At 72.7% G+C, this 24,500-nt stretch carries 18 protein-coding genes and 2 pseudogenes; 10 read left to right on the top strand and 10 right to left on the bottom strand.

From position 1 onward, the window contains the following. Positions 1 to 146 precede the first annotated feature (146 nt). The gene (locus AB5L52_RS03220) at positions 147 to 2,135 is read left to right on the top strand and encodes a DUF1996 domain-containing protein (RefSeq protein WP_369368801.1); all 1,989 of its coding nucleotides are present in this window, start codon (positions 147 to 149) and stop codon (positions 2,133 to 2,135) included. Between the two features lie 70 nt (positions 2,136 to 2,205). Here AB5L52_RS03220 and AB5L52_RS03215 read toward each other — a convergent pair whose 3' ends face one another. Further along, complete coding sequence (locus AB5L52_RS03215; RefSeq protein ID WP_369362558.1) at positions 2,206 to 3,174, bottom strand: GNAT family N-acetyltransferase; 969 nt, start codon at positions 3,172 to 3,174, stop codon at positions 2,206 to 2,208. Between the two features lie 103 nt (positions 3,175 to 3,277). Between AB5L52_RS03215 and AB5L52_RS03210 the strand changes: the two genes are divergently transcribed. From AB5L52_RS03210 to AB5L52_RS03200, 3 genes are all read left to right on the top strand, one after another. Further along, on the top strand, positions 3,278 to 3,736 hold the full coding sequence (locus AB5L52_RS03210) for a flavodoxin family protein (RefSeq protein WP_369362557.1): 459 nt from the start codon (positions 3,278 to 3,280) through the stop codon (positions 3,734 to 3,736). A 394-nt stretch (positions 3,737 to 4,130) separates the two neighbouring features. After that, a complete protein-coding gene (locus AB5L52_RS03205) occupies positions 4,131 to 6,296 on the top strand; it encodes an acetoacetate decarboxylase family protein (RefSeq protein WP_369362556.1) in 2,166 nt (721 codons plus the stop codon). Between the two features lie 59 nt (positions 6,297 to 6,355). Continuing rightward, entirely contained in the window at positions 6,356 to 6,619 is a 264-nt protein-coding gene (locus AB5L52_RS03200; RefSeq protein ID WP_351032338.1) for a hypothetical protein, read from the top strand. 116 nt (positions 6,620 to 6,735) lie between these two features. Here the strand turns inward: AB5L52_RS03200 and AB5L52_RS03195 are convergent, their stop codons facing one another. The 3 genes from AB5L52_RS03195 to AB5L52_RS03185 form a co-directional block, all read right to left on the bottom strand. Next, positions 6,736 to 7,551 (bottom strand): SAM-dependent methyltransferase, encoded by an 816-nt coding sequence (locus tag AB5L52_RS03195; protein WP_369362554.1) that lies wholly within the window; start codon positions 7,549 to 7,551, stop codon positions 6,736 to 6,738. A gap of 69 nt (positions 7,552 to 7,620) precedes the next feature. Continuing rightward, the gene (locus tag AB5L52_RS03190; RefSeq protein ID WP_369362553.1) at positions 7,621 to 8,286 is read right to left on the bottom strand and encodes a GNAT family N-acetyltransferase; all 666 of its coding nucleotides are present in this window, start codon (positions 8,284 to 8,286) and stop codon (positions 7,621 to 7,623) included. A 788-nt stretch (positions 8,287 to 9,074) separates the two neighbouring features. Beyond that, a complete protein-coding gene (locus tag AB5L52_RS03185) occupies positions 9,075 to 9,668 on the bottom strand; it encodes an ATP-binding protein (RefSeq protein WP_369362551.1) in 594 nt (197 codons plus the stop codon). Between the two features lie 632 nt (positions 9,669 to 10,300). Here AB5L52_RS03185 and AB5L52_RS03180 point away from each other — a divergent pair. The 3 genes from AB5L52_RS03180 to AB5L52_RS03170 all read left to right on the top strand — a co-directional run bounded on the left by AB5L52_RS03180 (position 10,301) and on the right by AB5L52_RS03170 (position 12,886). Beyond that, a complete protein-coding gene (locus AB5L52_RS03180; RefSeq protein ID WP_351032329.1) occupies positions 10,301 to 11,176 on the top strand; it encodes a helix-turn-helix transcriptional regulator in 876 nt (291 codons plus the stop codon). Between the two features lie 53 nt (positions 11,177 to 11,229). Next, the gene (locus AB5L52_RS03175; protein ID WP_351032326.1) at positions 11,230 to 12,045 is read left to right on the top strand and encodes an SAM-dependent methyltransferase; all 816 of its coding nucleotides are present in this window, start codon (positions 11,230 to 11,232) and stop codon (positions 12,043 to 12,045) included. A gap of 322 nt (positions 12,046 to 12,367) precedes the next feature. Next, on the top strand, positions 12,368 to 12,886 hold the full coding sequence (locus AB5L52_RS03170) for a hypothetical protein (RefSeq protein ID WP_369362550.1): 519 nt from the start codon (positions 12,368 to 12,370) through the stop codon (positions 12,884 to 12,886). A gap of 112 nt (positions 12,887 to 12,998) precedes the next feature. Here AB5L52_RS03170 and AB5L52_RS03165 read toward each other — a convergent pair whose 3' ends face one another. Further along, positions 12,999 to 14,150, bottom strand: coding sequence for a PP2C family protein-serine/threonine phosphatase (locus AB5L52_RS03165; RefSeq protein ID WP_351031998.1), 1,152 nt, complete (start codon positions 14,148 to 14,150; stop codon positions 12,999 to 13,001). Between the two features lie 146 nt (positions 14,151 to 14,296). After that, a pseudogene (locus AB5L52_RS03160) lies at positions 14,297 to 15,096 on the bottom strand (iron-containing alcohol dehydrogenase). Positions 15,097 to 15,224: 128 nt separating this feature from the next. On the opposite strand from AB5L52_RS03160, the gene AB5L52_RS03155 reads away from it, so the two are divergent. Further along, positions 15,225 to 15,641, top strand: coding sequence for a hypothetical protein (locus AB5L52_RS03155; RefSeq protein ID WP_369362549.1), 417 nt, complete (start codon positions 15,225 to 15,227; stop codon positions 15,639 to 15,641). A gap of 100 nt (positions 15,642 to 15,741) precedes the next feature. Here the strand turns inward: AB5L52_RS03155 and AB5L52_RS03150 are convergent, their stop codons facing one another. Continuing rightward, on the bottom strand, positions 15,742 to 16,731 hold the full coding sequence (locus AB5L52_RS03150) for an aldo/keto reductase (RefSeq protein ID WP_351032005.1): 990 nt from the start codon (positions 16,729 to 16,731) through the stop codon (positions 15,742 to 15,744). A gap of 550 nt (positions 16,732 to 17,281) precedes the next feature. Here AB5L52_RS03150 and AB5L52_RS03145 point away from each other — a divergent pair. After that, positions 17,282 to 17,968 (top strand): annotated as a pseudogene (locus AB5L52_RS03145) (hypothetical protein); the annotation flags it as partial. 543 nt (positions 17,969 to 18,511) lie between these two features. Continuing rightward, positions 18,512 to 21,886 carry a pyruvate carboxylase gene (locus AB5L52_RS03140; RefSeq protein ID WP_351032006.1) on the top strand — a complete coding sequence of 1,125 codons (3,375 nt, stop codon included), beginning with the start codon at positions 18,512 to 18,514 and terminating at the stop codon, positions 21,884 to 21,886. 120 nt (positions 21,887 to 22,006) lie between these two features. Here the strand turns inward: AB5L52_RS03140 and AB5L52_RS03135 are convergent, their stop codons facing one another. The 3 genes from AB5L52_RS03135 to AB5L52_RS03125 form a co-directional block, all read right to left on the bottom strand. Then, entirely contained in the window at positions 22,007 to 22,963 is a 957-nt protein-coding gene (locus tag AB5L52_RS03135; RefSeq protein ID WP_351032008.1) for a hypothetical protein, read from the bottom strand. A gap of 184 nt (positions 22,964 to 23,147) precedes the next feature. Further along, positions 23,148 to 23,618 carry a hypothetical protein gene (locus AB5L52_RS03130; protein ID WP_351032011.1) on the bottom strand — a complete coding sequence of 157 codons (471 nt, stop codon included), beginning with the start codon at positions 23,616 to 23,618 and terminating at the stop codon, positions 23,148 to 23,150. 90 nt (positions 23,619 to 23,708) lie between these two features. Continuing rightward, a complete protein-coding gene (locus tag AB5L52_RS03125; RefSeq protein WP_369362548.1) occupies positions 23,709 to 24,485 on the bottom strand; it encodes a polysaccharide lyase family 7 protein in 777 nt (258 codons plus the stop codon). Positions 24,486 to 24,500: the final 15 nt, after the last annotated feature.

Raw genomic sequence — 24,500 nt, 5'->3', positions numbered from 1 at the left:
TGAACACATCGACGCCGCCCTCCGTATGAGCCCGGGGAGCTCCATGCCCGACCGGCGCACACGACACGCAGGGGACGACCTTGGTACGCAACAGGCGCAGACGCCCGACCGGCGCACGACGCGCGACCTTCGCAGCGGTGGCTCTGATGCTGGGCGGAGGCGGCCTCGTCGCGGCGAACGTCTATGCCTCGGCGACCGAGAACTGGGGTGACGGGTCCGGCGCGAACGGAACCGGACGCGTCCTGTCCGCGGGCATGGCGACGATCGACTGCCCCGACGTCGGCAGCCGGCTGACGGCCGTACCCGACCCGGCCCGTCCCGACGTCGACCGTCAACTCGCCCTGCTGGACGGGCAGACGGCGGCGGCCTACCGGCAGCTCCAGCAGGCGGCGCAGTCCGCCGGCCAGGATCCCGGATCCGTCGACGGCACGATCATGAATCCGCTGAAGGAGAAGCGGGCGACGGCCATCGGACGGATATCCGACGCCCTCGACCGGGCCGGAGAGCGCCCGCAGGGCCTGGACGCCCTGGCCGCCTGCACACTGCGCCCCGGCGGCGACGGCGTGGGCAACGGCGACCAGGCCACCGCCACCGGCTCCGCCGCCAACACGGCCACCCCGACCCAGAGTGCCCAGCAGAACGGCACCGGCCAGGGCGGCAACGGCCCCGTCGTCTCCGACTACGCGGAGATCACCTCCGTACCGCCCGACACGTCGAACCCGCCCCGGCAGGCCGACGCCTCCCGCGGCAGCTTCACCTCCGACTGCGGTGTCAACGCCAACGGCCTGTTCAACTCGGACAACGTCATCGTCGCCCCCGGCGTCTCCAACGGCGCCCACCACTTCCACGACTACGTCGGCAACCAGGGCAACAACGCCTTCGCCAGCGACGACGACCTGGCGAAAGCCGGCACGAGCTGTGCCGACCAGGGCGACAAGTCCTCGTACTACTGGCCGGTGCTGCGTCTGCAGAACGGCACGCAGGAGCGGGACGCCGGATCCCCGGGCGGCGGTACGGAGGGCAACGCGGGCCAGATCGTCACGCCCCGGCAGGTCACGCTGACGTTCGAGGGCAACCCGCGAGGCACGGTCACCGCCATGCCGCGCCTGCTGCGCATCATCACCGGCGACGCCAAGGCCTTCGTCAACGGGCCCGGCAACGCCAACGCGTCCTGGAGCTGCACCGGTTACGAGGACCGGCAGCTGAAGGACAAGTACCCGCTGTGCCCGGCGGGCAGCGACGTCGTACGCACCTTCCGCTTCCAGAGCTGCTGGGACGGCCGTAACATCGACAGCGCCAACCACCGTACCCACGTGGCCTTCACCGCCCCTGACGGCTCCTGCCCGGCGGGCTTCCGCGCCATTCCGCAACTGGTCCAGCGCCTCGTCTACGACGTCCGGGCGCCGAGCCTTAAGGACGGCGGCCGTACGGTTCCGCTCTTCGCGGTCGACTCCTTCCCCGAGCAACTCCACAAGCCCGTCACCGACCACGGCGACTTCATCAACGTCTTCGACGACGCCCTGATGCGCGAGATGGTCGACTGCATCAACTCCGGCCGCACCTGCGGCCCCGACGGCGACGGCTCCGGTACGACGGCGACGCCCACGGCGAGTTCGGGCGCGGACCCGACGGCCGCCCCGGGAGACGGTACGACGGAGCAGCCCGGCGCCCCCGCCACCTCCGCCCCGGCCCCCGCACCCCCGGCCGCCCAGCCCAGCGCGGAACCCAGGACCGACGCGACGATCACACCGGACCGCACCAGCGGGCCGACCCACGCCGGCCAGCAGGACCACGCCACCGTGCCGAGCCACCCCGCCCAACAGGATCACGTGGTGAAGCGCGACCACCCGCAGCACCGCGCCGCCCAGCAGCACCGCCCCACCGACTCGGCACCGCCCACCCCGTCGCCCACCCCGTCGACCCAGTCGCCCGAGCCGACCCGGTCCACGCAGTCCGCCCCCGCCCGGCCCACCGCCGCCGGATCCGTCCCGCCTGCCGCCGCGCAGCCCCCACCACAGGGCACGCAGGGCGCCCTCGCGGAGACCGGTGCCCATCTGTGGCCCGCGGCCCTCGGCACCCTGTTCGCCCTGTCGGGCCTGATCATGCTCCTCAGGGCCAGGCGCCTGCGCTACTGACCGGGCAACATCAGTGTCTGCTCGGCGAGTTCGTACGCGGCACACCATGTCCGCGCGCAGGGCGCCCCGGTCAGCCGGTGACGAGTGCCTTGCAGTGGACGGTGGAGCTGTGCCGGACCGTCATGCCGATCCGTTCGTAGAGCGCGAGCGCGCCGGTGCCGGAGTGCGTCCACAGCGTGCAGGCCGGCCTGCCTCGGCGGTGGAAGGCGAGGAAGGCCTCGTGCAGCAGGGTGCGGGCGATGCCCCGGCCGCGATGGTCACGCCGTACCGCGACCCGCTCGACGTACCCTTCGGCGCGCCCTCCGTCGTCTCCCTCACCGTCGCCCGGGCCGTCGAGCGACAGCACGGCCCCGACCATCTGGTCGCCGGCAAAGGCCACCGGTGACGCGGCCGGCAGGAACGTGGGGCGTTCGACGTTGTGCCGGGCCCATTCGGCGTAGGTCTTCCGGCGCGGCTGCCACTCGGCGAACGCGTCCTCGGTGAGCCGGTACACGGCCTGTTCGTCGCCGGGGCGGAACGGCCGTACGGTGATGCCCGCCGGCGGCTCGGGAACGTCCGGCTCGTGCGGCAGCGCGATCTCCAGCAGCCACTCGGTGACGAGCCGGGAGTACCCGCCGGCTCGCAGGAGAGCGATGGCGGCGCGATCGGCGTCGGAGACCGTCAGTGCGAGCCGGTCGCTGCCCGCTTGCCGGGCCCGGGCCTCGGCCCAGTCCAGCAGGCCGCCGCCGAGCCCCCGCCCCTGGTGGCCGGGGTGCACGACGACCCCGGCCCGCCGACCCTTCACCCAGCAGTAGCCGACCGGCCCGCCCGTGCCGTCGTGCACGAGCAGGGCGTCGGCCTCCGGCCGCGGACCGGGCCCGGGCAGCTCGGCGGCGAGCTGCCCGGCGCCGGTCAGAGGGCGGCCGTGCAGCGCGCGTTCGTACGCGGCGACCAGGTGGTGGAGCGCGGCGGCATCGGCGGTGGTGGCCGAGCGGCACCGGTAACCGGCCGGCAGCCACTCCTGGCGCAGAACGGAGACGCCTGCATCCACGCTGGTCACGGCAGCCCCTCCCGTCTTTCCCGTGCACAGCGTCTACCCCGCCGCGCCGACTGCCACGCCCGCCGTTTGCGGGCCGCCGCGGCCGCACGGCAGGGTGCGGGGTGTGCCTACCTTGCTGATCGTCCATCACACCCCGTCGCCCAACTGCCGGGCGCTGTTCGAGGCCGTCGTCTCCGGCGCCACCACGCCGGAGATCGAGGGCGTCCGCGTCGTGCGCCGCGCGGCCCTGTCCGCGACCGCCACCGACGTCCTGGAAGCCGACGGCTATCTGCTCGGCACACCGGCGAACCTCGGCTACATGTCCGGCGCGCTGAAGCATTTCTTCGACCAGATCTACTACCCCTGCCTGGACGAGACCCGGGGCCGGCCGTTCGGCTACTACGTGCACGGCGGGAACGACGTCACCGGTGCCGTCCGCGCCATCGAGGCCGTCACCACCGGCCTCGGCTGGCGGCGCGCCGCCGACGCGGTGACCGTCACCGGTGAGCTCGCCAAAGCCGACACGGAGGCGTGCTGGGAGCTCGGGGCGACGGTCGCCGCGGGTCTGATGCCGGGCGCCTGAGCAGCCGGGCCGACGCCGGACCTGAGCACCCGGGCCGCCGCCGGTGCCTGAGCACCCGGGCCTGCGCCGGGGCCCGAGCACCCGGGTCGGCCGGGAGGCCCGCCCGCGGACCACTCTGTCGGCTCTCTTCGCCACCGCGCACGACCCTCCGCCAGACGGGGGACCGAGGGCAGGGGGCCGTATGCGGCGATCGCGCGGCAGCCCCGTGCCCGGGGCGCCGGCGGCACGGCTCGATGGGCGTCCGCTGCCCGGAGGGATGAAGGTGCGGGCCCGGAGCCCCTGGCCGACGATGGGACCGGGTCGCGTCCCGACGGCGCGGCCGCAGCCCGGCACCTGTCACGGCCGCAGGCAGCCGTGGCATGCCGTCGTACGTCGTCGAGCGAGGGAGCGTCGGATGCGAGCGGACGGCCACGCACCCGGCCGGTCCACGCCGGACAGTCAGGACGCCAGAGGACTGCTGCGCCGGTGCGCGGGGGACGTGGTGGACGTCGCCGAGGGCATCCGCGCGGTGTCCGCGCGCACCAGTACGGCGCTGTTCGCGCCACCGCTCACCGCCGCCGCGCGCCGCCGTCCCCGGACCGGCCTGGTCGCCCGGTGGGCACTGCTGCGCGCCGTGATGCACCAGCGGGGCCTGGGCGGCGCGGGGAACACCACGCGGCAGGGTATGGGCCAGGTGCTCGGCGCGGCCGGTGCGGTGCTGGGCCGGGAGAGCCTCGCCGCGCTGGTCGCGGTGACCTCGCTGCGTCTCAGGATCGCCGCCGTGCTGGCCGAGCACCCCGAGTTCGCACGCGACCCGGGCATGCGCCGGCTGGCGCAGGCCGTCACCGCCGACCGCGACCCGGCGGCCGTACGGTCCCTGCGCGCCCTGTTCCGCGACCGGGAAGCCCAGCGCGCCCTGTCCGGGCTGGCCCCACTGCTGGCCGAACTCCCCGCCGTTCGCACCCTGTTGGACGAGGACCCCAAGAACGACGAGACCGGCCGGGCCGGCGAGGGCGCGGCCGAGGCCGTCGAACTCGCCGACCAGGAGCGACAGTTCATCGCGACCGAGGGATCCTTCCTCGGCTTCCTGCGCAACATCGAGGCGCTGTCCACCGGCGGGCGGATCCTCGTGCAGAACGTACGCGGCCCCGACGGCGTCGTCCGCTATGTCGTCCAGGCGCCCGGCCTGGCACCGGGTCACCCCCGCAACGACTCCCCGCAGGACGCCGCCGGAGCCTGGCGCACCCCGTTCACGACCGACTCGCCCTACATCCGCTCCGTCCTGCTCGCCCTGGCGGACTACGGCATCCCGCGCGGCGCCGACCTCGCGCTGATCGGGCACGGCGAGGGCGGGCTCGCGATGCTGAACCTCGCCCAGGACGAGGAGTTCTGCGACACCTACCGGGTCACGCACGTCGTCTCCGTCGGCTGCCCGGTCGGCGACCGCCGCCCCGCCGATCCGCGCACCTGGGCCGCCGGCATCACCAACCAGCACGACATCATGCCCGTCCAGGACGGCCGGGACGCGAGCTCCGCGTACGACCCACACGCGAAGTCCGTCCCAGCGGGGCAGTCCGACCCGCACGCGCAGCACGACCCGCACGCCAGGTCCGCCCCCCGCCCGAACCGCTACGAGGTCGACTACGCCGGGCCCACCCGCGAGTTCCCGCTGTGCCACATGCTCCGCGAGTACATCGAGCACCTGCGCACGGTCGTTCCCGAAGCCCGCGAGGCCGTCGACGAGGCGCTCACACCGTACCGGGGCCCGATAGTGCGCACCCGGGCTTACCGGCTCAAGGACCGCGCCCACCCGCCCGAGGGCCACCCGTTCCTCACCCTGCCGACCGGCTCGGTCCCGACCACGGCCGGCCCGGTCGACGTGCCGGTGCGCTACTACGACTCCTCCGCCGCCCACCTCTGCTACCCCGTCGCCGCCGACACGGCGCGCGCCCTGCTCCCGGACGTCCCGTGGCTGGCTCCGAGCCGACTGGGCCGGCGGGCGTTCGCCGTGCTGTCGCTCCACGAGCACCGCTGCAGCACGATCGGCCCGTACGCCGAGATCGCCCTGTCCGTCCTGGTCGACGACCTGTGGCGGCCCCGCCCGTACGACATCGCAGCGGACCTGCTGCGCCGCCCCGACCTGCGCCGCACCGGCCGATACGTCCTCTCCCTCGCCGTGACCAGCGAGGAGGCCCGAGTGGTCGCCCGGGAGATCTGGGGCCAGCCCGCGCAGCGGACGACCGCCGAGGCCGACCTGACGGGCCGGAAGATCGACGTCCGCTCCCGGGACCTCGGGCTCACCGTCGAGGGCCGGATCGGACCCGGCGTCCGCTGTCCGCAAGCCGATCGGGTCCGCTACGGCCGCCGGGGCGAGAGCACCGTACGCACCCTCGTCCGGACCCACGGCAGGCCGCGGCTGCACCCCGGCACCGGCGTCCGGCTGCGGCTGGACACCGCGGCGGCCGAACCCCTCGCCGGACAGCTGCGCCGGCTCGGCCTCGACACGGCCCGGCCCCTGTTCGTCGTGGCCTGCCCCCAGTTCCTGGCCCACCGCAGCGCCGGCGCCGTCCTGCCGCGCTGACGTCCCCCGCTCGTGCACCCCCGCCCCTGTACCCCTGCTTCTGTCGAAGGGAAGCCGCCATGGTGACCGAGTCCCCCCGAGCGATCACGGCCTCGGCCGACGAACTCCTCGCGCACGTCGACACCTTGCGGGCCGACGCCGACCTCATGGACGGCTATGCCCGCCGGCTGCTCGCCACCGCGGCCACGCTCAGCGGCTGCCCGGCAGCCCCCGAGTGGAGCCTGCCCGCGCTGGAGCGGCAGGCCGCCGCATGCACCACGGCGGCGCGCCAACTGCGCACCGCCGCCGAGGCGTTGGACACCCACACGCGCGTCGGGAACTGAGCACTCGCCCGCGGGCCGGCCGCTCGGTCGGTGGGCCTCAGCGCACCCGTTCGGCCGCCGCCCGGGTGAGGTGGCGGCGCGGCGCCGCCGACGGTCTTCATGCCTGCCCGCCCTGTTCAGGGCTTTCGGGCCACCCCGACGTACACCGGCTGCTCCTCCCGGACCCGCATCCCCGGCTCCGGGTGCCAGCTCGTGGCCGGTACGACACCCGGATCGCACAGCTCCAGGCCGTCGAAGAACCGGGTCACCTCGGCGTGCGAGCGCGCCTGGACCGGGGTGCCGCCGGCACGGTAGACCGCCTCGATCCGCTCCCGGATCGCCGGGTCGAACTCGGCGCTGCCGTGGGACAGCGTCAGGTGGCTGCCGGAGGGCAGGGCGTCCAGCAGCGTGCGGACGACGCCGTACGGGTCCTGCTCGTCGGTGACGAACGGCAGCAGCGCGATCAGCGACAGGCCGACGGGCCGGGTGAGGTCCAGATGCTCGCGGGCGTACTCCACGATGCGCTCCGGCTCGCGGACGTCGGTGTGCAGATAGGTGGTACGGCCCTCGGGCGTGCCGTGCAGCAGGGCTTCGGCGTGCCGCAGCACGATCGGGTCGTTGTCGGCGTACACCACCCGGGCACTCGGGACGACCGCCTGCACGACCTGGTGCAGATTCGGCTCGGTGGGGATGCCGGTGCCCACGTCCAGGAACTGGTCGACACCCTGGCGGGCGACGTGGCGGGCGGCCCGGTGCATGAACTCGCGGTTGGCCCAGGCCGCGTCCTTGACGCCCGGGAAGAGCTCCAGCACCTTGCCCGCGGCCTCGGCGTCGACGGCGTAGTGGTCCTTGCCGTCCAGGAACCAGTCGTACATCCGGGCGGAGTGCGGCTTGCCGGTGTCGATCCGCTCCGGGCTGAATCCGGCGTCTGTGCTGGATCCGGTGTCTGTCACGTCGGCTCTCCGTGAGGGTTGGTGGGTGGGGGGTGGCTCGCGGCGTCGGTCCGGCGCCGGAGCGGCGGGTCAGCGGCAGCGGGAGGCGGCCGCGCTGTCGTGGCGGTGCCAGACGGCCTCGACCACCCGGCCGTCGGGCAGGGTGTGCCGGGGCGGCCCCTTGTCCGGTACGAAGCCGGCGTGGGCCAGGGCTCGGCGGCTCGCGGTGTTCCCGGGCTCCGCACCGGCCCGGACCGTGGCCAGCCCGGCGTGGGTGTGCGCGAGCGTCGCGCCCGCGCGGAACAGCTCCGCGCCCAGGCCCTGACCGCGGCAGGCCGGGGCCAGCCAGCCGCCCATCTCGCCAGTACGGTGCTCCAGTTCGAGGGCGCCGGCATAGCCGAGGTCGGAGCGGCGCACACAGACGAGCAGCAGCGGGTCGTCCGGGCCGGGCGCGTACGGCTGGGCCAGCTTCCGGGGCATCCGGCGGCCGTCGTCACCGGCCGGCCGCCAGGCGAGCAGTGCCCTGCGGGCGCCGGGATCGGGCAGGGCCTCGTCCGCCTGACTGCCGAGCCAGCGCTGGGCCTCGGCATCGGCGCAGGCGGCGAGCGCCGCCGCCACGTCCAGCCGGGTGCGGGGCGTGAACAGCAACAGCCGTTCGGTGGCCAGGACATGCCGACCGGCCTCGGGCCGGCACCGCCCGGGCACGGGAAGCCCGGACGCGGCCCGCCTCCGGCAGATCACCGACCAGACCACCACCCTGCACACCCCCGACGCCACGACCACGCGACGGACCCGGAGCCGGCACGACCCCCGATCCCCGCCTGATGCGGACGGCCCGCACCGGCGGCGAATCTACCGGGGGTCGGGGCGGATGGGGCCTGGATGACGGTGGTTTTGGGCCGGGGTGGGGACGGGGGTGCGGGGGTGGTGCGGTGAGGGTGAGGCCGAATGAGGGGGAGGACGTCGGGTGCGGGGGAGTGGGGGGTGTGGGCGGTGGTGGCTTTCGGCCGAGGTGGGGGTGGGGGTGTGGCGGCGTGGTGGGGCGGAGGCGGGGCGGGTGTGAGGTGGATGGGGGTGGGTGGCGGTGGTTCTGGGCCGAGGTGGGTGCAGGGGCGAGGGGTGGTGCGATGAGGGTGAGGCCGCGGGAGGGGCCTTGGCGTGGGGGGATGCGTGGGGGGTAGGGGCGGCGCGGCAATCAGGTCAGGAGCGGACCGAGCACGGAGACCGAACCGTGTCACCGCCCTTCCCTTCCCACCAGATGTGCGCCGCCCCCCGTCCGGAAACCGCCCCCCACCCCACCCCACCCCGCTCGGCGTGTTCCGAGGGCGCAGGCCATGGGGAGGTGCCGTGACGGGTGCCCGGGGTCAGCCCGCCTGTTCCTGGGAGCCGGGCTTGGGGCGGGTGCGGGTCCAGGAGGGATCGGCGGCCGGGGTGGGCACGGGTGCCGTGTGGTGCATGGGATTCCTTCGGACGAGTGGGGGATGGTCCGCGGGCGATGCGGTCGGGTCGGCGGACGTGGTGTCAGCGATGGCTGGAGGACAGCTTCAGCAGTGCCCGGATGACCGGGGCGGTGTGCCCGGACAGGGCGTCGGTGCGCCCGGACGGCAGTTTCCGTCGGGGTCGGTCGACAGCTCCGCCCAGACGACTCGGGCGGCTTGGCCGGGTATCGGCGTCACACCCCAGTCGAGGCTCAGCGCGGCGACCAGGAACAGTCCGCGTCCGTGCTGGTCGTCGGGGCCGGGGCGGCGGACCGTCGGCTGTGCGGGGCCGCCGTCCCGGTCCTCGACCTCGATCCGTATCCCGTCCGCCGTGTCGTGCAGCCGGCAGACGATCCGGTCACCGGCCGTGTGCACGAGGGCGTTGGTGACCAGTTCCGAGGTGACCAGGACCGCGTTGTCCAGGGCACCTTCCGGTACCTCCCAGGCGGTCAGCAGTTCCCGTACGACACGGCGGGCCGTGCCGACGGCCGTCGGCTGGGCCGGCAGGTCGAAGGCGGCGTCGGGCAGCGGGGCCCCGGAGGCGAGCCGGTCGGGGCCGACGGGCCCAGGGAGTCGACCGAGGTGCTCGCCTCCGGGTGGTCTGAGGACGCCGGCCGGCACCGGCGGCCGCTGCGCTGGACGCTCCGCGCTGTCCGGCACGGGGCGAGTCCGACCCGCGCCATCGAGAGCCTGGCGCGGCCGGTCCGGCTCGGCGGCACCCTGTTGACGGAGTGTCACGAAATCCGGTGTCCGGCCTGTCATGAAGCCCGGTGCTCGGTGCATCTCGGAGTCGGGTGCTGGGTGTGTCACGGACTCCGGTGCTCGGTATGTCACGGACTCCGGTGCCCGGTCCGGGCCGTCGTCCGTGAAGCGGTGCTGGCGGGGTACTGCGGGCAGGCGCAACGGGCCGGCAGTGAGGGGTGGTTCCTCGGGTGATCGACGGAGCGGTCGCGGGAGGGAGGGCGGAGCCATCGCCGTGCGCCTTTCGTACGGCCTCACGTGGGGGGTGTCGGTCCGGGCCGACCGCTCGCGCAGCAGACGACACTCCGCCTCCCACGAGGCCGTAGTGGCGACCCGGTCTCCCCCAACCCGGCCGCGCCGCCTGCTCCTTGGTCGGCCGGAGCAGCAAGTCCACTGTGGCATCCGCCGACAACGCTCCGCAACCGGCAAGTTGAAATTTGCAAGTGGCCAAGTGCATGCTGCTTCGGCCAAAACGTGATCGAATGGGTCGGGAAGCGATCGTGGGCGACGGTGTCGACCGTCCCCGGGTGACCCGGTGAGGGGGTGTGGGCATGACCGCGGAGACCGACTGGGGCGGCGCCCCCTCCGTCCTGCGTATGATCCTCGGCCGGCAACTGGAGGAGCTGCGTACCCGCGCCGGCCTCAGCTACGACGAGGCGGGCGCCGCCATCGGCGTCAGCCACTCCACGATCCGCCGCATGGAGGCCGCCAAAGTGGCCCGGCTGCGGCTCGCGGACGCCGAGAAGCTGCTCCAGGTCTACGGCGTCAGCGACCAGGACGAGATCGACACCTTCCTGCAGTCCGTGCGCGAGGCCAACAAGCGGGGCTGGTGGCACACCTACCGCGATGTGATGCCCGACTGGTTCGCCGCCTACCTCAGCCTGGAACAGGCCGCGTTGCAGATCCGCGCCTACGAGAACCAGTTCGTGCACGGCCTGTTGCAGACCGAGGACTATGCGCGCGCCCTGCTCGGCGCCGAGAGTCCGCACGCCGCCGCCGAGGCCACCGAACGCCGGGTCGCGCTGCGCATGCGCCGCCAGGAGCTGCTGGCCCGCGAGGCGCCGCCCCGGCTGTGGGTGCTGATGGACGAGACCGCGCTGCGCTGGCCGGTCGGCGGACCCGAGGTGATGCGGGCGCAGATCGACCACCTGATCGAGGTCAACCGGCTGCCGCACGTCACCCTGCAGCTCATGCCGTTCGCCCACGGCCCGCACCCGGCGCTGCGGGCGGGCGCCTACCACCTCTTCCGGTTCCGGGCCCGCGAACTGCCCGACATCGTCTACCTCAACGGCCTGGTCGGTGCCGTCTACCTCGACAAGGCCGACGACGTCGTGGTGTACCGGGAGGCGCTGGACCGGCTCGGCGCCCAGGCCGCGCCCGCCAAGAAGACCGAATCCCTGCTCGGCGCGATCCGCAAGGAGCTGTGACGCACCTGCCCGTACGCAAGCCCCCGCACCCGACCCGAAGGGGAGACACGGCGTTGCCCGACAACGGATGGCCGGCCGACCGGATCGACACCGAGAACGCCCACTCAGCCCGCATCTACGACTACATACTCGGCGGCAAGGACTACTACCCCGCCGACCAGGAGGCGGGCGACGCCATGGCCCGTGAGTGGCCCGCGCTCCCGGTCCACATGCGCGCCAACCGCGACTGGATGAACCGCGCCGTGCGCTGGCTCGCCGAGGAAGCCGGCATGCGCCAGTTCCTGGACATCGGCACCGGCATACCGACCTCGCCCAACCTGCACGAGATCGCCCAGGCCGTGACCCCCGAGTCCCGGGTCGTCTACGTCGACAACGACCCGATCGTCCTCACCCTCTCCCAGGGCCTGCTGGCCAGCTCGCCCGAGGGCCGCACCTCCTACATCGAGGCCGACTTCCGCGACCCGGCGGCCATCCTGGACGCCCCGGAGCTGCGCGAGACCCTGGACCTGGACCAGCCGGTGGCCCTCACGGTCATCGCCATCGTCCACTTCATGCTCGACGCGGACGACGCGGTGGGTGTCGTCCGCCGCTTGCTGGAGCCGCTGCCGTCGGGCAGCCATCTGGCGATGTCCATCGGCACCGCCGAGTTCGCGCCCGACGAGGTGGGCCGGGTCGCCCGCGAGTACGCGGCCCGCAACATGCCGATGCGGCTGCGCACCCTCGACGAGGCCCACGCGTTCTTCGAGGGCCTTCAGCTGGTCGAGCCGGGCATCGTCCAGGTGCACAAGTGGCACCCCGACGGCACCGGCGAACAGGGCATCCGCGACGAGGACATCGCGATGTACGGCGCGGTCGCCCGCAAGCCCTGACAGACACCGCCCGGCCCGCACAGACCAGGGGCCGGGGTCCGACCCACCTCCCGGACCCCGGCCCCGCCTCTTTCGTACGGCTCGTGCCCGACGCCCTGGTTGTCGAGGGCCCGCACCCCAGCGGGTCTCCCGACGCGGAATGACCGAAAGAGCGCCGGAATCCGTCCGGAATTCGGCCCAACCTTCCGACTGCCTCATGTTCCGCGCATGGTGTGGAAAAAAATGCGGAGAGAAGCGGAACCGGTGCGAGGGAAATGCGCTCTTAAAGTCCGTCGACGGCCGGGATCGGCCTGGTCGTTACGAAACCGGGGGAATGAGACGTATGTCCGTTCGCAATCGTAAGACCGTCCGCAGCCGCAAGACTCTGATCACCGCCGTGGCCCTCGCCGGCGGACTCACCCTGGCCGCCGTCACGCCGGCCCTCGCGGGGACCGCCGCGAGCCACACCGCCCGGGCCGCCGCCGTGACCTCCGCGCAGGGCGACCCGCGCAACGCGACCCAGCATGTGGCCGACTTCTACGGCGCCTACATCGACGCCGTCTGGGCGACCGACGGCAAGTCGGCCGGCGACGCAGCCAAGGCGCTGCGGGCCTTCTACCTCTCCGCCGCCGCTCAGGAGAAGGTCGCCGCCTTCGAGAAGAAGGAGCACGCCGACGGCATCCTCTTCGCGCAGAACGTGCCGGTGAAATGGAAGGTGACGTACATCGGCTCCGGTGCGGGCCACGCCACCAGCCGTGTCACGCTCACCTGGGGCGACGGACCGCACGCCGAGGTCAGCGCCATCGACGTGCAGTCCAGCCTGAAGACCCTGAAGATCACCGACCTCAAGTCGGTCCGCTGACCGGGGCGTGCGTCCCGCCCCGCCCCACTCGGGGCGGGACGCACGCCCGCCGTAGGGGGGCAGGGGTGGCCGACGCGCGGTCGGTCGCCCTGAGCCGGGCTGGAGCGTGTCCTCACCCGTGCCGGACGGTGTCCGCGTCGGCGCCCCGGCCGTGGTGGCGGCGCCGTTCGACGGCCGTACGGTGCAACGCGATGAGCGCGGCGTCGTCGCCCAGCCGGCCCCCGGCATGGGAGAGCAGATCGCGCCGCACATGGTGCATCAGCGCCTCGGGGCTGTCGTCGGTCCAGCGCACCGCCCGCTCGATCAGCGGATAGAACCGGCCGCGGGCGTCCCTGGCCTCCATCACGCCGTCGGTGTAGAGAAGCAGGGTGTCCCCGGGCTCGAAGGAGAACACGTCCAGCGTGTGCTCGGTCGGAGCGTGCACCCCGAGCGGTGGTGAGGGGTGCAGGCTCGGCACGTTGACGACGTTGCCGGGGCTCAGCAACAGCGGCGGCGGATGGCCGCAGCTGGTCATCAGGGTGACCGGATCCCGGTCCGGGATCTCCACCAGCAGAGCGGTGGCGAACCGCTCGCCCGCCTCCTCCGGCGGCTCCAGGTCCGCAGCGTAACGGCTGACACTCTGCTCCAGCTGGGCGGCCAGCTCCGCGAGCGGGATGTGCCGGTGCGCGCTCTCCCGGAACGCACCGAGCAGCAGGGCGGCCTCGCCGATGGCGGACAGGCCCTTGCCGCGCACGTCGCCGATCAGGACGCGCACCGCGCCTTCGGTCCGGGTCGCCGCGTACAGGTCGCCGCCGATCTGCGCCTCGTCCTCGGCGGCCAGGTACAGCGAGGCGATCCGCAACGGCCCGATCTGCTCGGGCAGCGGCCACATCAGCACGTGCTGCGCGGCCTCGGCGACCGTACGGACCTGGGCCAGCTGGGCCTGTCGGCGCTCGCGCAGGGCGCTGTAGACGACCACCAGCACCGACAGCACCGCCAGGGTGATGATCTGCACGACGTGGTTCGTGGTGCCGAGCCCGCCGTGGGTGACCCCGATGAGGATCTGGGCGGCCAGGGCGAGCGCCCCGATGGCCGCCGTGATCCGTGGACCGGCGATGGAGGGCGTGAGTGCCGGTGCGATCACCAGGGCCGGACCGAGGTGGACGCTGTACGGGGTCTGCATGTCCACCACCGTGATCACCACGATGAGCGTGACGGGGAGCAACAGCAGAGCGCGCGTGGGTTGCCACGGCTGCCGCGAAACCGCCCAGAGCCGGGGTCTCATTCCTACAGCGTGCTCCCCGGCAGGACACGACGCACGTCACACGGGAAGATGATGAATCGGTCATTCCGGATACGGCTTCCATGCTGGGGCCCCGGACACTGACTGCCTGACCTTCGCTCAGATGGCCGAAAGGCATCGCTTACCATTCAAATGGCGACTGTTTCGCGCACACTTCCTGTGAAGTGAAGGCTGCTGACCAATACATCGCCGTCGCGCCCCGGTTCAGTACACCTGCGTGAGGATTTCCCAGCACCTCCCGCTCCTCCGGCAGCCGTGGCGCGTTCTTCGTCACCGCGTCCGCGACCGCGCCCGCCGCGATGGCCGGCAGCAGGGCGCGGTCGGCGCCCAGCGTGTGCAGGGGGCGCTTGATGTCCAGTGAACGCGTTGGCGCCGCGCGAGGCCAGCGACTCGATGCCGTGCACGAGCGCGTTGATACCGGTCGCGGCCGTCGCCGCCGGCGGCAGGCCGAGCGTCAGCTCCGGGTCGAGCAGGGCGATGCGGGGCTGGACGGACGGGTGCCCGAGTACACCTTGCGGCAGGCCGCCGCGTCCTCGATGACACCGACGCCGTTGTTCTCCGCGCCGGTCCCGGAGGTCGCCGGTACGGCGATCAGCGGCAGCCCGTCGGCCCCCTCCCACAGGTGGCCGGCCTCGGCGGCGACCGCGTCCGGATTGCCCACCGGCAGGGATATCCCCTTCGCGGCGTCCAGCACCGAGCCGCCGCCGAGCGCGACGACCACCGCCGGACCGAAGGCACGGGCCCGGGCGGCGCCCGCGTCGACGTTCCCGGTGGACGGGTTGGGCGCCGCCTCGTCGTACACGGCGTACTCCACGCCCGTCACGTCCAGGTTCTTCAGCACGCGCTCGGCGACACCGGCCGCGCGCAGTCCCCGGTCGGTGACGACGAACGCGCGGTGACGAACGGTGTCCGCGATCAGTTCGGGCAACAACTCGATCCGGCCCGGACCGAACTCGACCCGGTAGACGCTGTCGAGACTCAAAAGGCGGTGAAGCTGTCGGTCATGGGGTGCGGCTCCTGACGGACGTCATGGCCTGCGGCCCCTGGGAAGACTCGGTGGCGTCAGACCGTGAGGGCGGCGGCGTCGAGCGCGGCGGCCGGGGACGGCAGCCTGAACTCCCGCCCGGCCGGCGCTTCGCCATCGGCACCCTCTGGATCCAGGTCTTCGACACCCTGAACATGGGCGACAACGCGGTCGCCGCGCTGCTCGTCCACTCCTTCACCGCCGTCGCCGGGGTCACCGCCGACTGCCTGGTCGTGGACCGTATCGGAGTCGGCTTCGCCAGCGCGATGAGCCGAGTCGGCGCGGCCATCGGCACCTTCCTGCTCCCGATGGGCCTGAACCACTTCGGCGCCCGCTTCGTCCTGCCGGCCGGCGCTGCGGTCCTGGCCCTGGGCGGCCTGATCTCCCACTTCCTGGCCCCGGAGACAACGGACCTGGACCTGGCGACTGCGGCGCGTACAACACCCTGAAGGGTGCGGGGCTTTGTCTGATATGCGGCTACCGCCGCGTGGGCGCGACCAGCCGCAACGAACCCGCAGCCGCTGGACGGCAGTTCCCCCCCCACGGCGCTCAGCGATTGACCGCCCGCATCCCGGCCTCGTCGTACCGCTCGCCCGCCACCGCGGGCAACTCCGCGTCGATACGCGCCAAGTCGTCCTTGGTCAGCTCGACATCGACGGCGCCGGCGTTCTGCTGAAGGTAGGTCCGCCGCTTCGTGCCCGGGATCGGCACCACGTCCTCACCCTGCGCCAGCACCCAGGCGATGGCCAGTTGGGCCGGCGTCACGTCCTTCTCGGCGGCGATCTCCTTCACCTTCGCCGCGAGCCGCAGGTTCGCCTCCAGATTGGCGTCCGCGAAGCGCGGGTTGTTGCGGCGGAAGTCGTTCGCGTCCAGCTCGTCCGGGGAGGTGAACCGGCCCGCGAGGAAGCCACGGCCGAGCGGCGAGTACGGCACGAAGCCGATGCCCAGCTCCCGGCAGACGGGCAGCACTTCGGCCTCCACGTCCCGCGTCCACAGCGAGTACTCGCTCTGCACAGCGGTGATCGGGTGCACGGCGTGCGCCCGCCGGATGGTCTGCGCGCTCGCCTCGCTCAGCCCGATGTGCCGCACCTTGCCCTGCTCGACCAGTTCGGCCAGTGCGCCGACCGTCTCCTCGATGGGCACGTTCGGGTCGACCCGGTGCTGGTAGTACAGGTCGATGTGGTCGGTGCCCAGCCGCTGCAGCGAGCCGTGGACCGAGCTGCGCACATGCTCGGCCGAGCCGTCCTGCCGGCCGACCGTGCTCATGTCGCCCGGTACGGCGTCGTCCATCCGGTAGTTGAACTTGGTGGCGATCACGTACTCTTCGCGGTGGCCCCGGATCGCCTCGCCGACCAGCGACTCGTTGGTCAATGGGCCGTACACCTGGGCCGTGTCGAGGAAGGTGATCCCGAGTTCCAGGGCCCGCCGGATGGTTGCGATGCCCTCCCCCTGGTCGGCGGAGCCGTAGAAGGCGGACATCCCCATGCATCCGAGGCCGATGGCCGATACCTGGAGGTCCCGCAGACTGCGCTTCTGCATGTGGTGATTCAGCCTTTCCTGCACACTCGTCGGTCGGTCGTACGGCACGGGGCCGGACGTCTGCGACGCTACGAGTTGGAGCGCTCTCGAAGTCAAGGCGCGCTGCTCCGGATGGCCGAGGAGGAGTTTCCCGGCGGAGTTGCACAGGGGCCTGTAAGGGAGGACGGATCCAAGGGTGTTGAGGTTGCCTCCCGGCCCCGGATTCCGCCCTCCGCCGGCCTGTGGGTCTTCCCACACCCCTGTGCTTCCGCAATGGATCTTGACGCCCGCCTCCCGGCTCGCTGAACTGTCACCGATCGGGCCTCACCGCCACAGAGGCCGACACCGGGGAAGGACCGGGCGCATGACGTAGCAGAGACCGACGGCCGAGGTGTGACCGCCGTGCCCCGTACGCAGGGGTGGGCCGACCGGGAAAGATCCGTACATCTATACGATGGTTGCTCAAACGGGCGGATGACGGAAAAGCGCCCCGCGGCCGGAATGCCCGGAGCGGGGTGAAGGGGGCGATGGACATGTCGGCGGAGCCGAAGGTGACGGGCTGCCGTGTCTCATGACGACTGAAGGGCGCATCCCATGGTGCCGCTCGCTGCTCGCACGGCTGGCGCGGTTCATCTGGCGCACCCTGCGGGCCGAGTGGCACTCGATCGTCGTGGACCCGATACATCGCCTCATGCGTCGCGGGCTGTCCGGGCTCCTGCTGGGATTCGTCGCCGCGTTCGGCGTCGTCTTCTTCCACGACATCGCCCAGCACCCGCTCGGGGCCAAGTGGGTGGAGTGGCTCGGCGGTGTCCGGGCCGATCTGCCGCTGTGGCTCTCCCTGCTGCGTACGCCCGTGTCGCTGTACGTCCCGGCGCTCGATCTGCCCGTGTGGGCGGGCATCACCCAGCTGTTCCTCGCCTTCGCACTCGCCGAGGTCGTCCTGGGCCGGGCACGCACCCTGGCGATCGCCTACGCCACCACCGTGGCCGGCACGCTCACCGCCCGCGTGATGATCGCGCTGGGCCCCGGCTGGTGGGGGTTCGGACTGCCGCACCAGTACGGGAAGGTGCTCGACACCGGCCCGTCCGCGGCCGTCGTCGGCCTGTTCACCTATCTCGCGGTGGTCAAACGTGCGCCCGTGGTGTTCACGCTGACCGGCGGCTCGATGGTGTGGGAGTCCATCGCCGTCCCCAACCTGGCCGGCCGCGAACATCTGATCGCGGTGGGCTCGGCGATCCTCCTCGGCCTCCTGCACGGCCGCCGCGCACGATTCCAGGCGCGCCTGCGGATCCTGCTGCGCATCCGCGAGCGAGGGCTCGCGCCCACGCAACCACCGCTGCTCCCCGCGCCCGCGCCGGGAGGGCTGTCGGTGAGCCCGGTGCCCGCGCCCGAAAGGCTGTCGGTGAGCCCTGCGCCCGCACCGGAAGGGCTGCCGATCTTCCCCGCGCCCGCGCCGGAAGGGCCGCCGGTCCTCCCCGCGCCCGCACCGGAAGAGCCGTCGGTGACCCCCGCGGCCGTACCCGAAAGGCCGTCGGTGAGCCCTGCGGCCGCGTCCCAGGAGCCGCCGGCGCCGTCCCCGTCCGTGGTGCTCAGGCGGCCGCCGAGCGTGCCCAGGGCGCGGCGATGACGTCCCTGGAACGCTGATCCCGCCGCGCGCGCCTGTGGCGCCCCCCACCTCGTCAATGTGATGGTTTTCGCACGTCGACACGCGCGGGCACCCCCTAAGGTGGCCGCGAGGTACGGCAGGGCGTGGCTGACACCATGGTGTTCGTCGCCGGCAGGCAGCTGAAGGGAATCCAGGATGTTCCGCAAGGTGCTGGTCGCCAACCGTGGAGAGATCGCGATCCGCGCATTCCGGGCAGGCTACGAACTCGGCGCGCGCACCGTCGCCGTGTTCCCGCACGAGGACCGCAACTCGCTGCACCGGCTGAAGGCCGACGAGGCGTACGAGATCGGCGAGCCGGGGCACCCGGTGCGGGCCTATCTCTCCGTCGAGGAGATCGTGGGCGCCGCCCGCCGGGCCGGCGCCGACGCCGTCTACCCGGGCTACGGCTTCCTGTCCGAGAACCCCGAACTGGCCCGCGCCTGCGAGGAGGCGGGCATCACCTTCGTCGGCCCGAGCGCCGCCACCCTGGAACTGACCGGCAACAAGGCCCGCGCGGTCGCCGCCGCCCGCGCGGCCGGCGTACCCGTGCTCGGCTCCTCCCAGCCCTCCACCGACGTGGACGAACTGGTGCGCGCCGCCGAGGAGATCGGCTTCCCCGTCTTCGTCAAGGCCGTCGCGGGCGGCGGCGGGCGCGGTATGCGCCGCGTGGCGGAACCGGCTCAGCTGCGCGAGTCCATCGAGGCCGCCTCCCGCGAGGCCGACGCCGCGTTCGGCGACCCGACCGTCTTCCTGGAGAAGGCCGTCGTGGATCCGCGCCACATCGAGGTGCAGATCCTCGCCGACGGCGCCGGCAACGTCATCCACCTCTACGAACGCGACTGCTCGCTCCAGCGCCGCCACCAGAAGGTCATCGAGCTGGCCCCCGCGCCCAACCTAGACCCGGAGGTACGGGAGCGCATCTGCGACGACGCCGTCCGCTTCGCCCGCGAGATCGGCTACCGCAACGCGGGCACCGTGGAGTTCCTCCTCGACCCCGACGGCAACCACGTCTTCATCGAGATGAACCCGCGCATCCAGGTCGAGCACACCGTGACCGAGGAAGTCACGGACGTGGACCTGGTCCAGGCCCAGCTGCGCATCGCCTCCGGCGAGACCCTCACCGACCTCGGCCTCGCCCAGGACACCATCACCCTGCGCGGCGCCGCCCTGCAGTGCCGTATCACCACCGAGGACCCCGCCAACGGCTTCCGCCCGGACACCGGCCGGATCAGCGCCTACCGCTCCCCGGGCGGCTCCGGCATCCGACTGGACGGCGGCACCACCCACGCCGGTACGGAGATCAGCGCGCACTTCGACTCGATGCTGGTCAAACTGACCTGCCGCGGCCGGGACTTCAAGGCGGCCGTGGGCCGCGCCCGGCGTGCCGTGGCCGAGTTCCGCATCCGCGGCGTGGCCACCAACATCCCCTTCCTGCAAGCGGTCCTGGACGACCCGGACTTCCAGGCGGGCCGCGTCACCACCTCCTTCATCGAGCAGCGCCCGCACCTGCTCACCGCCCGCTCCTCCGCCGACCGCGGCACCAAGCTGCTGACCTACCTCGCCGACGTCACGGTCAACAAGCCGCACGGCGCACGCCCCGACCTGCTCGACCCGGTCACCAAGCTGCCGCCGCTGCCGGCCGGTGAACCTCCCGCCGGTTCCCGCCAGTTGCTGGTCGACCTCGGCCCCGAGGGCTTCGCCCGCCGACTGCGCGAGTCGCCGACCATCGGCGTCACCGACACCACCTTCCGCGACGCCCACCAGTCCCTGCTCGCCACCCGCGTGCGCACCAAGGACCTCCTCGCCGTCGCCCCGGTCGTCGCCCGCACCCTGCCGCAGCTGCTGTCCCTGGAGTGCTGGGGCGGCGCGACGTACGACGTGGCGCTGCGCTTCCTCGCCGAGGACCCCTGGGAGCGGCTGGCCGCCCTGCGCGAGGCCGTGCCCAACATCTGCCTCCAGATGCTGCTGCGCGGCCGCAACACCGTCGGCTACACCCCGTACCCGACCGAGGTGACCGACGCCTTCGTGCAGGAGGCCGCCGCCACCGGCATCGACATCTTCCGCATCTTCGACGCGCTCAACGACGTCGGCCAGATGCGCCCCGCCATCGAGGCCGTACGCGAGACCGGCACCGCGATCGCCGAGGTCGCCCTCTGCTACACCGCCGACCTGAACGACCCGGCGGAGCGGCTCTACACCCTCGACTACTACCTGCGCCTCGCCGAGCAGATCGTCGAGGCCGGCGCCCATGTCCTCGCCGTCAAGGACATGGCCGGACTGCTGCGCGCCCCGGCCGCCGCGAAGCTCGTCTCGGCGCTGCGCCGCGAGTTCGACCTGCCCGTGCATCTGCACACCCACGACACGGCCGGCGGCCAGCTCGCCACCTACCTCGCCGCGATCCAGGCCGGCGCCGACGCCGTGGACGGCGCGGTGGCCTCCATGGCCGGAACGACCTCCCAGCCGTCACTGTCGGCGCTGGTGGCCGCCACCGACCACTCCGACCGTCCCACCGGCCTCGACCTGCAGGCCGTGGGCGACTTGGAGCCGTACTGGGAGGGCGTGCGGAAGATCTACGCGCCGTTCGAGGCGGGCCTCGCCTCCCCGACCGGCCGGGTCTACCACCACGAGATCCCCGGCGGCCAGCTGTCCAACCTGCGCACCCAGGCCGTCGCGCTCGGCCTCGGCGACCGCTTCGAGGACATCGAGGCGATGTACGCGGCCGCCGACCGCATCCTCGGCCGCCTGGTCAAGGTCACCCCGTCCTCGAAGGTGGTCGGCGACCTGGCCCTGCACCTGGTCGGCGCCGGTGTCTCCCCGGAGAACTTCGAGGAGACACCCGACCGGTTCGACATCCCCGACTCGGTCATCGGCTTCCTCCGCGGCGAGCTGGGCACCCCGCCCGGCGGCTGGCCCGAGCCGTTCCGCACCAAGGCGCTGAAGGGCCGGGCGGCGCCCAAGCCCGCGCCCGAACTGTCCGCCGAGGACCGCGAAGGACTGGCGAAGGACCGCCGGGCCACCCTCAACCGGCTGCTGTTCCCCGCCCCGACCCGGGAGTTCGACACCCACCGGCAGGCCTACGGCGACACTAGCGTCCTGGACAGCAAGGCCTTCTTCTACGGCCTGCGCCCGGCCAAGGAGTACGCCGTCGATCTGGAGCCCGGCGTCCGGCTGCTGATCGAACTGCAGGCGATCGGCGAGGCCGACGAACGCGGTATGCGCACCGTGATGTCCACGCTCAACGGCCAACTGCGCCCCATCCAGGTCCGCGACCGGTCCGCGGCCTCGGACGTCCCGGTGACGGAGAAGGCCGACCGCGCCAACCCCGGTCATGTGGCGGCGCCGTTCGCCGGCGTGGTGACCCTGGCGGTGGCCGAGGGCGACGAGGTCGCCGCCGGCGCCACCGTCGCCACCATCGAGGCGATGAAGATGGAGGCCACCATCACCGCCCCCAAGGCAGGCAGGATCTCCCGTCTGGCCATCAACCGCATCCAGCAGGTGGAGGGCGGCGACCTCCTGGTCGAACTGGCGTGACGAGCCGCGCTCCCAGGGGTGTGAGGAACGACTGCGCGACCAACCACAACGAACCGTCAGACGGCCGACGGCAGGTCACGGCAGACGCGTCTCCACACCCCCCTCCGCCCTGCAGAGCGCTCAACGCAAGGCAGTGACAAGCAAGTTCGGGTCCCGTTGCTGGAAATACGCCGCACCCGGCACATACACGGTGCGCCCCCGGACGGCCACAGCCGTCGGGTTGGACAGCCCGTCCCGCGCGGAGAGCACAGCCGAGGCGCTGCCGTCCGGACGCACCATGGTCAGCGCGTTGGCACTGTCCCGCGCGGCCAGCACGGTCGTCCCGGAGCCCGTGAAGGCGAAGTCGTCGATGCCGTCCAGCCCGTGGGCCCGCGTCTCGGCCGGACCGGCGGAGCCGTCCGCGCGGACCGGGATGCGCAGCAGCGTGCCGCGGTCGCTGTTGGACACCCACACCGCGTCGTCATGGATCTTGACGCCGTTGGCACCGAAGCCGGGGGCGGGCGTACCGAGCGGAGCGAGGGCCGTGCCCGTCGCCCAGGCCGTGGCCGGGCCGCCTCCCTGAGGGACGCGCCAGACCGTGGCACGGACCGAGTCGGTGGCGTAGAGCACCCCGCGATGCTCGTCCAGCGCCAGGCCGTTGGGAAAGCCGTTCGCCGGCAGCTCGGTGATCTGCTCGGGTTCCCTGCCGGGGGTGAGGCGCCAGATGCCGGTCTGTCCGGTGCCGGTGGCGAAGCCGACATACAGCGTGCCGTCGTGTGCGCGCACGACTCCGGTGACGAGGGCGCTGTGGAACAGGGGGGTGGACGGGCGGGGCACGTCCGGCAGGGTCGCGCGGATCCGGGTGCTGCCGTCCGGGGCGACATGCGCGACCTGGCGGGCGAAGGCGAAGGTCAAGTCGGCGGAGCCGTCGGGTTCGAGCGCGATGTTCTCGGGGGTCTGGCCGGCGGCCAGATCGAAGTGGGCGATGATGCGCGCGCCGGTGACCAGGGGCTCGTCGCCGACGGCCGGAGCCGCCGCGACCAGGCCGAGCGCGAGCACGGCCGCGGCGGCACCGGCGAGGCTGGGGAGTCGGGGCATGTGACCTCTCTTCGGACGGCGCACGGGGCGCCGCGGACAAGGTCACACCAACATGACGGGCGAGGGCCGCCGGCCCGGGGAGTCGGGCCGGAAAGTCGCTCGCGCGGACCACGACCCGGCGCCCCACGAGGCGCATGCGAGTGGCGGTCCGGTGCCGCACCGGGCCGCCATCGACGCGAGGGCGTCAGTCCCAGAGCGGGTAGGTCATGACCGGCTTGAACGTATCCGGCCGGGCCTCGGTGTAGGTGAGGCTCATCAGCGTGTAGTGCTGCACACGCGGATCCTTCTTCCAGGGCTTGGGGTCGTCGAGCCGTACGGTCACGGGGTAGGCGTGGAAGCGGCCGGCCGCGCAGTACGGCTTGCAGTCGTTGACCATGTTCACACCTGTGGCCGTCGCCCCGTGCGAGTTCCACTGCGACCAGTGGAGTCCGATGAGGCGGCTGTTGCCGTCGCCGCAAGCCAGGATGAAGTCGGCGGGGCGGATGTTCTTCTGCCAGGTGCAGTCGACGAGGACGGGGCGTGGGCGCCTGGCCTGGGCGGCCGCGGAACTCGTCGTGGCCGTCGTGGGTGGACTCGCCGAAGCCGTCGTCATGGCCGCCGTAAGAAGGGCGCCTGCCGCGAGGATGACCGCCGTCCCTGTCACTGATCCGCGCATGGTCGCTCCCACCCGTTGTGCTGTGTCCGACCTCACACGACGCTACGGCCCTACGGCCGATTCCACCAGTCGCGCAGGTCGGGCCGCGTGTCAGCCATGTGTGACGGTCAGGGCGTAGAACGCGACACGGGCGCCGTTGGTGGTGCTGTCCGAGGAGGACTGGTTGTAGGAACCGGCCTTGAAGTACTGCTTGTACTGGTTGAAGGACGAAGGGATGGCGTAGTGGGTGGTGGTGCCGTCGACCGTCAGGTCGATGGTGTTCCCGCCCGCGACGGCGATGGTGTAGCTCCAGGTCCTGCCGACCGGCACATGGCCCACGGTGTGCGGAGTCTGCCCGCCGGACGGCGAGTTCTCCGTGCCGAGGACGATGTCACCGCCTGCGTGGTAGTACAGCTCCAGCAGCGGCTTGGTGGAGGAGCCGCCGCTGCCGAGGTGGATCTGGCCGACGCACACGTTCTTCGTCACGGACACCACGCGCAGGGTCGCGCTCATCTTGTGCGAACCGGACAGTGCCCAGTCGGCGGCGCTGCCGTCGCGGTTCATCTCGCGCAGCTCGGAGCGGGCGTAGTGGGAGTTCGGCGTGGTGACGCCCTTCTCGGGCGCCCAGAAGGTCATCGCGCCGTCGTGCGTGTCGGTGTAGAAGTACGCGTCCTGGTAGCCGTTCGCGCCCTGCAGCCGGGACGGCGGGATGGTGGTCGGGCTGCCGGGGGAGCCGACGGGCTCCTGCAGCTCCCAGACGGACAGGTCGAAGGTGCCGCCGGGGGCGGCATGCGGGTCGGCGGCGAGGGCGCCGGGGCCGTCGAGCAGGCAGAGGGCGAGGGCGAGGCCCGCGGCGGTCGGCACCGCGAGGAGCCGGGTTCGGGTCATGAGGGTCCCTTCGTC

This window comes from Streptomyces sp. CG4 (genome assembly GCF_041080655.1).
Lineage (GTDB): Bacteria > Actinomycetota > Actinomycetes > Streptomycetales > Streptomycetaceae > Streptomyces.
This window is presented reverse-complemented; position numbering and strand designations above follow the sequence as displayed.

Excerpts from the sequence above, each read along its gene's own strand:
- AB5L52_RS03125 (WP_369362548.1), bottom strand. The coding sequence starts at position 24,485 with ATGACCCGAACCCGGCTCCTCGCGGTGCCGACCGCCGCGGGCCTCGCC.
- AB5L52_RS03150 (WP_351032005.1), bottom strand. The coding sequence starts at position 16,731 with ATGCAGAAGCGCAGTCTGCGGGACCTCCAGGTATCGGCCATCGGCCTC.
- AB5L52_RS03135 (WP_351032008.1), bottom strand. The coding sequence starts at position 22,963 with ATGCCCCGACTCCCCAGCCTCGCCGGTGCCGCCGCGGCCGTGCTCGCG.
- AB5L52_RS03180 (WP_351032329.1), top strand. The coding sequence starts at position 10,301 with ATGACCGCGGAGACCGACTGGGGCGGCGCCCCCTCCGTCCTGCGTATG.
- AB5L52_RS03130 (WP_351032011.1), bottom strand. The coding sequence starts at position 23,618 with ATGCGCGGATCAGTGACAGGGACGGCGGTCATCCTCGCGGCAGGCGCC.
- AB5L52_RS03200 (WP_351032338.1), top strand. The coding sequence starts at position 6,356 with ATGGTGACCGAGTCCCCCCGAGCGATCACGGCCTCGGCCGACGAACTC.
- AB5L52_RS03220 (WP_369368801.1), top strand. The coding sequence starts at position 147 with ATGCTGGGCGGAGGCGGCCTCGTCGCGGCGAACGTCTATGCCTCGGCG.
- AB5L52_RS03140 (WP_351032006.1), top strand. The coding sequence starts at position 18,512 with ATGTTCCGCAAGGTGCTGGTCGCCAACCGTGGAGAGATCGCGATCCGC.
- AB5L52_RS03170 (WP_369362550.1), top strand. The coding sequence starts at position 12,368 with ATGTCCGTTCGCAATCGTAAGACCGTCCGCAGCCGCAAGACTCTGATC.
- AB5L52_RS03205 (WP_369362556.1), top strand. The coding sequence starts at position 4,131 with ATGCGAGCGGACGGCCACGCACCCGGCCGGTCCACGCCGGACAGTCAG.
- AB5L52_RS03165 (WP_351031998.1), bottom strand. The coding sequence starts at position 14,150 with ATGAGACCCCGGCTCTGGGCGGTTTCGCGGCAGCCGTGGCAACCCACG.